Genomic DNA, 13,065 nt, shown 5'->3' on the forward strand with positions numbered 1-13,065 from the left:
TGTGGTAAGTGCTAGCACTCGAATAGCGATCGCCAAATTCGATTTTGATTTCCAGAGCTTGTTGATAATAATCCCGTGCCTGGTCGTATTCCCGCAACTCTTGGGCAACGTATCCCAACTGGTGGTAAGTGCTAGCACTAGAATAGCGATCGCTAAATTCGATTTCGATTTCCAGGGCTTGTTGATAATAATCCCGTGCCTGGTCGTATTCCCGCAACTTTTGGGCAATGATTCCCAAGTTGTGGTAAGTGCTAGCACTCGAATAGCGATCGCCAAATTCGATTTTGATTTCCAGAGCTTGTTGATAATAATCCCGTGCCTGGTCGTATTCCCGCAACTCTTGGGCAACGTATCCCAACTGGTGGTAAGTGCTAGCACTGGAATAGTGATCGCCAAATTCGATTTTGATTTCCAGGGCTTGTTGATAATAATACCGTGCCTGGTCGTATTCCCGCAACTCTTGGGCAACGTATCCCAACTGGTGGTAAGTGCTAGCACTGGAATAGTGATCGCCAAATTCGATTTCGATTTCCAGGGCTTGTTGATAATAATCCCGTGCCTGGTGGAACTGTCGCATATCCAAAGAGACATTACCTAAATAAAACAAGGAATTGACGACAGCAAGACGATTTTTCTGCTCTTTGGCAATATCTAAAGCTTGTTGATGATAGCTGTTTGCACTTTCAAACTGTCGTTGCTGCTGATAGCTTTGACCTAACTGATTGATAACTTCGATTTGTAAGGAATAATCAGGAAATTGCTTGGCAATTTTTCCAGCTTTTTCTAAATATTCTCTAGCTTTGATTGGTTTGTGTTGGCTTAAATATGCTTTGCCCAATTCATTTAAAATATTACAGCAATTGCGGAGATGTTCTGGCCTGGGTATTTCTCCAGTTGGGTGATATTCCATCAACAGACTATGTAATAAATCGATACGTTCTTGTTGTTCTGGTGTTGGTAAGCGTTCTATATTTATGTCTGTATTCAGAGTATTGGCAATCGCCCTATCTTTAGTCAATTCTGTGGTTTTAAAGCGAAACAAACCTGATTTCCAAGCCCAAAAATCAGGTGCAAATTTTGCTAACCGCGAAATCGCATAATCTGGCAAGATAAATAAAAGTGGATGGGGTACGGTTTGACGATAGGAATCGCGGACGAAGTTTAAATCCTGTAAAACTGGTGGATAATCTCCAAAAACACCAATCGATTTTTCTAAATTCCGAATTAATAAAACCAGTTTTTTATTTGTTTCTTTAGTAATTTTGGCTAATTGCTCCACCAATTTATCCCGCAGAAATCGCAAATTCTCATCAGGAAAATCTAAAACCAAAAATTGGATTTCTTGACATTGAGGATTCTGTTGCAATCCAGCAATTAATAGGTCTATATCGGGTGTAAAGTTAATTTCAATAAAACCTAATGTAAATTTTTCTGCAAAATCGACAAATGTCACTAATTCAGCAAATTCATCTTTATTATAGGCAATAAATTTACCGATTTCGGCTTGAAGTTCACTGTTGTGCTGATTGGAGAGCTTGTTGGAAGAACTCATTTCGCTTCACCACCGGATTTGGATAATTCCACCGTTTATCACCGTTATATTCCAATACGGAAGTATTAAATAACATTAATTGTCCAATTTCATCTTTACTGACATTTTTAGTTAAGCAAACCTGAGCCAAATGAGCGTAATGTTCTTCAGGAATAAACCGCTCAAAACTAAATTGTTGCTGTTTAACTGCATACTCTATATCTTCAGATATAATTTTTGGATGTTTTCTGGTACTCGCTGTTTGACATGCAGAGCGCATCATTTGCATTAACTGACGCACATGGCCACCACTTGCTTTTGCTAGTTCTAATAATTGATTACGGCTCTCAAAAATTGCATCAATATCAACCCGCTTTTCAATTACACTTGCCATTGCATCTAAGCCCGTCTGATGATAATTTAAATCAGATTTATGCCGTTCAAATTCATAGATATTAATCATCGGCACAATATGAGGATCACCATCAAATTGATTTAAGGGATTTTTCGGCGAGCAAAGAATTGAAATTGGTACTGTATAAATGATTGTACAATTTAATTCTTGCATCTGAGCCGCATAATCAAAGAACAAATGTTCTGCTACGACAGGAGGAACCCGATCCAAATTATCGAAGATAATTAATAAACCTTTACATTGAGGAAGTTTTTGCCGCAATTTTGTGTAAGCGTCGATTAATAACAGATTAGTATCAGATTTGAGGCGAGATAAATCTTTTTCTAGAGTTTGCCGAATAGTTGTCTTTTGCTTGTCCGAGCCTTTAATTTGTGCCAGCAATTTGACCATTAGCTTGGCGAGAAATGGCGCAGTAGGGCTAAGAGTTGCTTCTGCTTCGACGTTGACTGATTTTTCGACACTTTGCTCGTTTTCTTGAGTAATGTCTTTAAACCATGATTCAAAACTTTTTAATAAATTTTGATTAAAAGTCAAACCTAATTTTCGTAATTCAAATTCAACTTGTTTAATTACAATCAAATATAAATCTGTATACCGGGTATCATTAATATCTGTCTCTTCATTCGCTTCCAAATAAATAACCCGATAATTGTTTTCCCAAAGACTCTGAATTTTTTTTAACTCCGTACTTTTACCACAACCGCGATGTCCGGTGAATAAAATTGTTGTAAAATCACCTGCTTCTTGAAAATCCAAAATTGTACTGACATTATCAATAGCCGAAGTTTTCCGCACCAGCGACAGATCGACATAATACCGTTCCATTTCTGCTGGTTCAAGCGGCTCAACATTACAAGCCAAAAAAGCCGCTTTAAGAGTATTTGCACGCTGAAAACTTGACTGAGGCATTCTTTTGAGCAGATAACAATTACCAACTTTTAAATTTTAAGCGATCGCCTATCAAATTTAGCAAATACAGCTATAGCACTCATAAAACTCCGCGCGCAAGGAAAGGAAATTAGTTATGATTCCTACAGTCATTGCACTCCAAACAGCCAAAGCTATGCTTTGTCTCCCCTTTCTTTGCTATCAGCACTCGTAACTCGCTTAACCCTGAAAACTAGTTGCCAAAATTGAAGCGTTTGCAACAATTGCTCTTTCATGTATAAGAAACGTTTAAGTATTTCCAGGAAAGGTATAAGCAATTGCTGCCAATACTTCATACTTTGCAACAATTACTCTTTCATGTATAAGAAAGGTTTAAGTATTTCCAATAAATGTATAAGCACTTGCTGCAAAGGCTTCATGCTTTGCAACAATTGCTCCTTCATGTATAAGAAAGGTTTAAATCATTGCAGCAATCGTTGTAATTAACTTATCAGTTGCTCTATAGTGCATAGGCATAGCCCGTTGTAGACATCGCAAACCCTCTCCATGAGGATAGCTTGGCACGGACAGCATCAATTCTCGCTAATAACTGCTGTAAGTCAACTTAGTAGAGAAACATAGGACTTACGCAAACTCTACGATTCTTGGCGTTCTTCTCTAACGAGACGCTACGCGATGGCGTTCTTGGCGGTTCGATAAATTAAGCTTCTTAGCACTTTTTGCGTAAGTCCTAAAACAGAAAGTGCGATCGCAATCAGCTTAGAAGGATTTAATTTACGTTAACAGTGTTGTTGTTTTTTGAAGAGTGACAACAGCAAACACATAAGTCCCATTACTATTAATGACACTGAAGAAGCAGATTCTGGGACAGGCTGAGGGTTTTGCACAGGCTGATAATTGATGAAATTTCCTTGAATTGGGCTGAGTGATGCCAAAAGTTGCTCAATATCCTTAGATATATTAGTGTCATTACCAACACTTTTAGAAGAGATGAGGCGGTTAAAGGTTTGGCTACTTGATGCATCAAAATCTCCTGTAAACCCAAGAAAATTTTGACCTATTTTACCTATAAGAGAGTCAATCAAATTATTAACATCAGTTTTGATCCCTAATGGGGATAACTTTAAACTGCTGAGATTATTGATGTTTCCAATCGTTGTATTGTCAGTCTTTGTTAACCAATTGCCATTACCAATAATTTCATTTCCATTGGTAAAAACCCAGTTACCATTACCAATAATTGTGTTATCAGTGCCGAAGTCCCAATTACCGTTTCCAATGGTTGCGTTGTCACTGCCGAAGTGCCAATTTCCATTACCTAGTGTTGCATTATTACTGCCGTTGTCCCAATCCCAGTTGCCATTACCAAGGGTTGTGTTACTCTTTCCAAATAGCCAGTTGCCATTACCGATAGTTGCGTTGTCATTATTAAAGTTCCAGTTACCATTACCAATGGTTGCACTGTTACTGCCATTATCCGAGTTAAAATTACCAATAGTCGCGTTATTACTACCAGAGTCCTTATTACCATTCCCAACCGGTGCGTTGCTCTGATTAAAGGTTTGGCTACCTGAATTAGATGTATTGCCAGTGTTACTAAAGGGTATATTGTTACCAAGGACTTCTTTCAACGGATCGAAAGGCGATTGTTGAAGCAGACTTCCAGCACCTGCGATCGCATTACCATTACCTGCAAAGGGGTTGGTAGCGCCACCTGCGATCGGATTGCTGTTACCTGCAAATGGGTTGGTAGCCCCACCTGCGATCGGATTGCTGTTACCTGCAAAGGGGTTGGTAGCGCCACCTGCGATCGGATTGCTGTTACCTGCAAACGGATTGGTAGCCCCACCTGGAATGGGATAACCACTGCCTGCAAACGGGTTACTACCTCCTGCTAATGTGTTATCAATACCCTTGAAATAGTTATCACCCAGAACTAACTTTAATCGTTCAAAGATTAATTTCTGAAGCCCACTGCCACCATCACCCGCAAACGGGTTAATACCGCCACCTGGAATCTGATTGCTACCGTTACCTAATAACAGATTGCTACCACCCGTCAACAGGCTGCCCTTAACAGCAGACAAACTGTCATTGGCAGCAAAGGAATTACCGCTATATAGGTTGCTAGCACCACCTACACTTAAGGGATTAACTCCACCATTAATGGGATTGACAGCAGATGCTTCCATTGGCACTAATTCTCCTATTTTTAGTTAAAAAATTATGGGGTCTTCAATACTTCTTATACCAATTATGAATTTGCTAAATCCAAAATCTCTCTAAAATAAAGGCTTTAATAATCTTACCGTCAAACTAACAGAAAATATTGCTTAAATCTTTACCTCTAAAGAGTTATAGGGCGTAAAATAGCAAACTAGTACAATAAGGCAGAAGGCAGATCACTGATAAGACACGCTCTTGAGCTTTATCGAATGATATGTTTATTCGCGCCAAACCGTACTAGCATACTATGTACTGAAGAACTCATTATTGTTCCCTCTATTTATCTGCTGATTTTTGCAATAATTCTATTAAGCAAACGGGATTTATTGACCGCCAAATGGTAAGGTTTGACCACCGCCAAATGGGGAGCTTTGTCCTTGTCCACCACCAAATGGGGAGGTTTGTCCATCACCACCAAATGGGGAGGTTTGTCCTTGTCCACCACCAAATGGAGAGGTTTGTCCTTGTCCGCTACCAAATGATGGGGTTTTTCCATCACCCAGTTCCTTGTCAAGCTTTGAGTCAACTATCTTGTCAATTTTAACCTTGAAATCGAACCCGTTCGGTATTTCACTTGTGCTAATACCATAGGTCTGGCTACCAGCACCAGTCAAAGGATCGCTACCACTACCTTGGTTACTACCACCTGCGGGTGGCTTACCACCGCCTGCGAATGGGTTACTACTGCCACCAGCACCAGTCAAAGGATCGCTACCACCACCTGCGGATGGGCTACCACCAACTTTGGATGGGTTTACACCGCCTGCAAAGATATTCCAGAAGTTGTCGCCAGCGAAAGGATTACCACCATAGGCTAAATCAGGCTGACTGCCACCAGCACCACCACCACCACCAAATGGGCTACCGCCACTTTCTCCATTACCAACACCACTGAATAGATTTTTGACGCCTTCCTTACCGACAACTTCTTCCAAGGGACCGAAGGGTGATTGTCCAAGCGCATTGTTCCCACTAGTAGAGGAGTTACTGCTACCACTATTACTCAAATCTTCTGCCATTAGGATTAATCCTTCTATTATTTTGATGAAAAGTTTGCTAGCATCGCAACATAAAATAGACAAAATCTAAGTCTATTTTGTCTATTTTATTGTTATCTTTTTGTTAGCAAAACTAGTTAGTAGCTATTAGATTATTTGGTTCTCTTTGTTAAGTGAGATAATCAATTTTTAACCAATACTACTTACACTTTACAATATATATGATTTGATTTTGAAGAACAATGAAAAATATTTTGATATATTTATCAAATTTTTAGATATTTTCAGACAATGATTTTAAAAAATAGCTGACGTTTTTTGATAAAAAATTTAATTTGAATTAATTATTAAATTGCAATGAATAATCTTTTGATAAATTTACCAAATTTTTAGATATTTAATTTATCTGCGTTTATCCGGGGCTATATCACTTTTATCCAACGTTATAGCGCGAAACCAATAACAATAAATAGCACGGTTACTTATAGCTTACAATAAGTAAGTCGGCACAATAAAAGCAAATTATGTGAATAAAAGCAAATAAGGTTTAAACGCTTTTTATCCTTGCCCTCTGCTCCTACTCCCTGCCTTATCCTAACGATAATTATTTACGCCGACCTAGTTACCTTGCATCATATTAGCACCACTACGAAGTGCAGCGAAAAAAGGTTCAGGTACAGGGATTACTTCAGATAAATCAGCAAATTCAATCCCGGAATTGTACGCGAAAGTGTCCACAAAACTAGGGTGATGTAAATTGAACCCAAACTCCATTGATACCAAGCAAGTGTAGAGATGATACCTGGTAAGTGTTCGTCTCGCAGGCGAATATCGTTAAATCCTAATTTAACTAGGTTGTTGAGGCTAAAATCATAGTAGTTGAGCCAGTTCCAACGCCGATCGCACAGCAAGGGCATATATCGTTCCCGAAATGTCTCATTCCTTGGTATGACTGGCAAACGTCCAATCAATAATCGTAACTGGCGAAATGTGCCGTCTTCTGTGAAGTAAGAAATGTCCATTAAGTCATGATAACGACCTTGTTGGTAAAGTCGGATTAATAAAGCCATTGGCACGGGGACAATAATTATTAACAGACACCCCAATGTCAGCCAAGGTTGTTCAGCATTGCGAAAAATCGCTAGTAAACTGAAGAATTCTAAAACGCTAAAACTGACTAATATCGAAATGGTTTCGTAAGATGTGGGAATAATCGGTACGGGATGCAGCCGACGATAGCGATCCACTAACCAAAACAGTAAGCCGAAATAAGCGATCGCTAATCCTCCCACGCCAAAGACTAACCAAAAATTTGTCCCATAGCCACTCAACAACAGCAATATACTCAACGCCAACCAACTCCAAGCTTGCAGTAACCATCCACCGAGAGAAAGGGTTTCGCCAACAATTAAGCGATCGCTCAGTTGGGTATATTTTTCTAAATCGATGTCTGCTATGGTGAGTAACTCACTACTGTTGCGAAAGGATTTTAGCAGACGACGCTGGGCGATCGCTTCAGCTTGAGTTGCAGAAAAACCCAGGTTAATTAAACTTACAACAGAAGCACTATTAATATTTGTAGCCGTCAAACGATGGCTAAACTCTATTAATCGCAGTCGTTGTTTTGTGTATTCTAGTTGATTAGCATCAGCAACTTGCTGTTGCTGACGAAAATTCTGCCCCAAGTTCCGCAAGACGTTTTGATTACCTTGCAATGTTTTGATGCAGAACATCTGACCAATCTGACCGGGATTACCTAAAATTTTTGCTTGGTTGGAGTTAAAAGTTAAACTAGATACGCTTAAACAAGCTTCTTTAGAAAACCTGGCATCACTAAAATCTGCTTGGTTAAGAATGTTCGCAGCTTGCAAATTTACTAACTGGTTAAACTCCGCTTCTCGGAAGCTTACAGCTTGTTCAAAAGTCGCTTCTATTAAAAGGAGAAGCTGATTAAAATTCCCTTTAGTAAACTGGGCTTGATTGGCAAAATACACTTCAGAAAAATCAGCATTCCCTTGCCATTGCACGCTAATGAATTTAGCCAGCTGTTTAAAAATTGCTTGGTTGAAGTTGGCAGTCTTCTCAAAGAAACTGCCTTGAAAATCAGCGAGTTCCCGAAATTTGATTTTTTTAAAATTAGCTTTTTCAAAAAAAATACTGCCCTGAAAATTGCTTGGTTGCTGGAAGTTAGCACTGGCGAAACTAATGGGACGAGCAAATCTGGTTTCAGTCCAGTTTGTGGGTTGGAGAAAAGTTGCACCTTGGGCATCTACAGACTGAAGAAAAAATGTATTGGAGAACTTCACTTCGCCGTTGAAGCGAGTTTGCACCAGTGTTAAGACACCACGAAAGACGGCGATTTCACTGTATGGAGTTGATTCTGTTCCCAGAAGCGATCGACAATCTTTGGAGTTGGGTAAAGCGATGGCGAATGACTCTAGACAAACGAAGCGCAAACGTTCTAGTTTTTCTTGTTCGGTAGCGGTGAAAATGGGTGCAATCGCTTTTGCATACAATGGTGTTCTTAAACCCAAATCGCTGCCGACAAAATCCCCCAGAATCAAAGCATTGCTGAGGTCTAAACCTAGAGATTTTGTAGCGAGTTCTTTTCGCAGTAGTTGGTAAAAAGCATTACGAAAGCTGGCGTTTTCTGGGCGTAAATCAATCGCCATTTTCTGCAAATCTACGGTTAAATTTCCTTCGCGGAGTGTGGGTGTGCGTAGTCGTTCTTGCAATAATTCTAGAGTTAGAGGTGTGCGTTCTAGTTGTGTTTGTGCTGCCCAAGCTGGTAGGGGGAGGAGGAGGAGAAGTAAAACGCAAAGGTACGCAAAGGGAAGCGCGGAGGTACGCAGAGAAACTCCTCTGTGTACCTTTGCGTTTAACCTCTGCGTGCCTCTGCGTTTAAAAGATAAATTATGCAAATTGTTCAATTATTCGTCACTAATCAGCAGAACAATTTTACCTGCCACAGACCCGTTTTCAATTAGTTGGTGGGCTTTGGCTGCTTGTTTTAAGGGAAATTTATGACTCACATGGATTTTTAATTTGCCTTCATCGATCCAGGTGGCAGATTGTTCAAGAATTTCTGCATGATGGTGGAGACTGTCTTGTAATTCTAGCAATGCTGGTGCCAACATGAATTCTAAACCAATGCGGAGGTTGCGAGTTCTAGCAGTTTTCCAAACAGTATTGGCATCTGGTTCGAGAATGGTAACAATATCACCATAGACTCGCACTGCGGGGAAGGTTTTGTGAAAGTTTTCGCCGCCTACGGTATCAAAAGCTAAGTCTACGCCTTCGCCGCCAGTCCAATCTAATACCGCTTGTACAAAGTCTGTTTGTTTGTAAAAAATTACCCTATCGGCACCAAGTTCTTTGACGAAATTAGCTTTTTCCTCAGAACTCACTGTGGTGGAAACAGTAGCACCTTTAAGTTTCGCCAATTGAATTGCTACATGACCGACACCACCAGCACCCGCATGAATCAAAACCCGTTCCCCAGGTTCTAATCGTCCCCGTTCATATAAAGCTTCCCAGGCGGTGATTAACACCAAAGGCGCTGCTGCTGCTTCGGCAAAGGAAATAGAGGCGGGTTTACGTGCTACAAATCGCTCATCTACAACGGTGTATTCAGCGTAATTTCCTTGATGTGCGCCCAAGCCACCATAGCAAAAATATACTTCATCGCCTGCGCGAAAACGCTGAACATTAGCACCCACAGCTTCCACGATACCTGCACCATCACATCCTAAAATTGTCGGCGTGCGATCGGGGTAGAAACTGCCTCGACTACGAAGTTTAGTGTCAATGGGGTTAATGCCAGCTGCCACCAAACGCACTAAAAGTTCAGTATTCCCTACAGGAACAGCAGGGTTTGGCACATCTTGTACTTGCAGAACTTCGGGACTACCAGCTGCTGTCATCAAAACTGCTTTCACAACTCTTTCCTCCTGGCTTTAGATGCACATTCTTATGCAACTTTAGCGCAAGAGGGTAGATACAGAGATGTTTCTGAGCTAAAACTGCAATGTCTAAAGACCTCATAAATGTGTTGATAATTTATAGGTGTTTTCACGCATTTAGGGGTAATACCAGAAACGTTTTCAGCCATTTTAGCTGGGCTAGAGTATAAGTCTCAATTGCTACTCGGCTATTTCCTCCACTGATAACTGCTAATATTGCAATACCTTCTCCTGTCGGAGACGCTCCGCGAACGGTGAGCTACGCTAACGCAACGATATCTACCAATTGATGTTGTTTAGTACGCTCAATTCTGGGATCTTCTAGGTTACAAAAGTACTTGAGGATAGTATCGTCAAAGTTCGCACTCATAATTTGTCGATGTTGCGATCGCAACTCTATGAACACCAAACTCAATGATCCTGCAAATCGAGATTTTCTCCCTTGCGCCTACAACAGGGTGAGTACGATCGTACTCTGTACTTGGCTATGGCACTAAAGAATCTAGCAAATCAGGCATGGAATCAAGGGAGCGAGTCTACCCAGAATTGTGACAAAGGTTAAGGTTGCGGATAAACTCAAACCGATACATCTTCACGCTCACAGATGTAACAAGTAGAACGGTAGATTTTAAAGCGTCTCTGACAGGAGAAGCGATCGCAGTGCTTATTTTATAGTCGTAGATAAGATAAAAGAGTAACATGCTCCTCACACACAAGTAGCAATGACCTCAACCCTGCGGAAATTTCCCCGTCTCAATGCTCCGACGCTGCACAAGTTGCCCAATGGTTTGACAATCATTGCCGAGCAAATGCCAGTTGAAGCCGTAAACCTCAATTTATGGATTAAAGTTGGCTCTGCTGTCGAACCTGATGCCATTAACGGCATGGCTCACTTTTTAGAACACATGATTTTTAAGGGAACAGAACGACTAGCTAGCGGCGAATTTGAACGTCGAATTGAAGAGCGGGGTGCTGTCACCAATGCTGCTACTAGCCAGGACTATACTCATTACTATATAACTACTGCCCCCAAAGATTTTGCCGAGCTTGCGCCACTACAAATAGATGTAGTATCAAATGCGAGTATTCCCGATCATGCCTTTGAACGCGAGCGATTGGTAGTTTTGGAAGAAATTAGGCGTTCAGAGGATAATCCCCAACGACGGACATTTCGGCGGGCGATGGAGACAGCCTTTGATTATCTACCCTATCGCCGTGCAGTATTGGGGCCAGAATCGGTGATTGCCGAACTTAAACCTCAGCAGATGCGAGAATTTCATGCTAATTGGTATCAACCCCACTCAATTACTGCCGTGGCTGTGGGCAATTTGCCCGTGGAAGAATTAATTGCAACTGTTGCGGAAGGATTTACAAAAGCTAATAAAACTCTCCATTCCCCCTTATCCCCAGAGGGTATCCCACCTTCCCCACTCGCTACTGCCCACTTTCCACTCAGTCCTGAGTCACCATTTACAGAAATTGTCCGTCGAGAATTTATCGACGAAAGTCTGCAACAAGCAAGGCTAGTAATGGTTTGGCGGGTTCCAGGAATGATTCAGTTAGATCGCACCTATGGATTGGATGTTTTAGCCGGAATTTTGGGACACGGACGGACATCAAGATTAGTGAGGGATTTACGAGAAGAACGGGGATTAGTTTCTTCAATTTCTGTGAGCAACATGAGCAACGAGCTACAAGGAATATTTTATATTTCAGCTAAATGTGCAGTAGAAAATTTAGCTGTTGTAGAGAATGCGATCGCTCAACACATTGGCAAAATACAAACAGAGTTGGTAACAGAATCAGAAATAGCTCGCGTGCAGCGACGAGTAGCCAACAGATTTATATTTGGTAACGAAACACCAAGCGATCGCTCTGGGTTGTATGGTTATTATCAATCTTTGGTGGGAGATTTGGAACCCGCCTTTAACTACCCAGCGATTATTCAGAGCCAAGATCCAACAGACTTGATGCAAGCAGCCAAAGAGTATCTATCTCCAGATGCTTATGGTGTAGTTTTCGTCAAACCGTAAATTAAGTATGGGGAATGGGGGATTGGGCATGGGGCATGGGTAAGAGGAAAATAATTAATAACCAATACCCAATGCCCAGTTACTAATCAAAAATCTAAAATCCAAAATTGCATGATGTGGACTCAAATTGACACCCATATTAGCCAGGTGACTGGCGAAAAATTTCAAAGTCAGCAACGGCGATCGGTTAGTGGCGGGTGTATCAACCAAGGTTATGCTGTTTCCAATGGTGAGATAACCTACTTCCTCAAGCTAAACCAAGCATCCCAAGTTGCGATGTTTGAAGCTGAGGCGTTGGGTTTAGAGCAAATGCTAGCAACAGCGAGTATTCGCGTTCCCAAACCAATTTGCTGGGGTACTGCTGATAATTCTAGCTACATCGTCCTGGAATGGTTAGAACTTGGTAGCAGTAATACTAAATCCTCTCTACGAGACGCTCCGCGATGGGAAGAAATGGGGCGCAAATTGGCAGCGATGCATAAAGCTAGCAGCAGTCAAGGTTTTGGTTGGAAAATTAACAATACCATTGGTTCCACACCCCAAATCAATACTTGGACAGCAGACTGGGTGGAATTTTATGTTAAACATCGCCTGGGTTATCAATTTCAATTAGCAAGGCGGCGGGGAGGTAATTTCCCTAAAGAAGATAAGTTATTAGCGGCGATTCCTGAATTGTTGGCAAATCGTCAAGTGCAACCTTCCTTGGTACATGGCGATTTATGGGGCGGAAATGCTGGGTGTATTGCGTCGGGAGAACCAGTGATATTCGACCCAGCAACCTATTTTGCAGATCGAGAAGTTGATATCGCCATGACAGAATTGTTTGGTGGGTTCCCAGCAGTATTTTATAAAGGTTACAACGAAGTATTTCCGTTAGATGCAGGTTATGAACGCAGAAAAACGCTTTATAACCTGTATCACATTTTAAATCACTTCAATTTATTTGGCGGCGGTTATAGTTCCCAAGCGAATCGGATGATTGACCAAATTTTGCGCTAAGTAGAGGATTGCA

At 41.2% G+C, this 13,065-nt stretch carries 9 protein-coding genes; 2 read left to right on the forward strand and 7 right to left on the reverse strand.

Translation table 11 applies throughout. The annotated features are described in order from the left end of the window. From ACFE93_RS16790 to ACFE93_RS16820, 7 genes are all read right to left on the reverse strand, one after another. Nucleotides 1-1,552: tetratricopeptide repeat protein (locus ACFE93_RS16790; protein ID WP_375474347.1), on the reverse strand; the 1,552-nt coding region annotated here is incomplete at its 3' end. Beyond that, nucleotides 1,512-2,855, reverse strand: a complete 1,344-nt coding sequence (locus ACFE93_RS16795; protein WP_375474348.1) for a P-loop NTPase fold protein — start codon at nucleotides 2,853-2,855, stop codon at nucleotides 1,512-1,514. The genes ACFE93_RS16790 and ACFE93_RS16795, both read right to left, overlap by 41 nt. 758 nt (nucleotides 2,856-3,613) lie before the next feature. Beyond that, complete coding sequence (locus tag ACFE93_RS16800; protein ID WP_375474349.1) at nucleotides 3,614-5,026, reverse strand: hypothetical protein; 1,413 nt, start codon at nucleotides 5,024-5,026, stop codon at nucleotides 3,614-3,616. A gap of 357 nt (nucleotides 5,027-5,383) precedes the next feature. Beyond that, complete coding sequence (locus tag ACFE93_RS16805; protein ID WP_375474350.1) at nucleotides 5,384-6,079, reverse strand: hypothetical protein; 696 nt, start codon at nucleotides 6,077-6,079, stop codon at nucleotides 5,384-5,386. Between the two features lie 662 nt (nucleotides 6,080-6,741). Next, entirely contained in the window at nucleotides 6,742-8,979 is a 2,238-nt protein-coding gene (locus ACFE93_RS16810) for a pentapeptide repeat-containing protein (protein ID WP_375474351.1), read from the reverse strand. Between the two features lie 9 nt (nucleotides 8,980-8,988). Beyond that, complete coding sequence (locus ACFE93_RS16815; protein ID WP_375474352.1) at nucleotides 8,989-9,996, reverse strand: zinc-dependent alcohol dehydrogenase family protein; 1,008 nt, start codon at nucleotides 9,994-9,996, stop codon at nucleotides 8,989-8,991. A 283-nt stretch (nucleotides 9,997-10,279) separates the two neighbouring features. Continuing rightward, nucleotides 10,280-10,429 carry a hypothetical protein gene (locus ACFE93_RS16820; RefSeq protein WP_158680270.1) on the reverse strand — a complete coding sequence of 50 codons (150 nt, stop codon included), beginning with the start codon at nucleotides 10,427-10,429 and terminating at the stop codon, nucleotides 10,280-10,282. Between the two features lie 313 nt (nucleotides 10,430-10,742). Between ACFE93_RS16820 and ACFE93_RS16825 the strand changes: the two genes are divergently transcribed. Both ACFE93_RS16825 and ACFE93_RS16830 read left to right on the forward strand, forming a co-directional pair. Then, nucleotides 10,743-12,053, forward strand: coding sequence for a M16 family metallopeptidase (locus ACFE93_RS16825; RefSeq protein ID WP_375474353.1), 1,311 nt, complete (start codon nucleotides 10,743-10,745; stop codon nucleotides 12,051-12,053). A gap of 114 nt (nucleotides 12,054-12,167) precedes the next feature. Then, entirely contained in the window at nucleotides 12,168-13,052 is an 885-nt protein-coding gene (locus ACFE93_RS16830) for a fructosamine kinase family protein (protein WP_375474415.1), read from the forward strand. Nucleotides 13,053-13,065 lie beyond the last annotated feature (13 nt).

Source organism: uncultured Nostoc sp., from assembly GCF_964247315.1.
Classification (GTDB): domain Bacteria; phylum Cyanobacteriota; class Cyanobacteriia; order Cyanobacteriales; family Nostocaceae; genus Nostoc.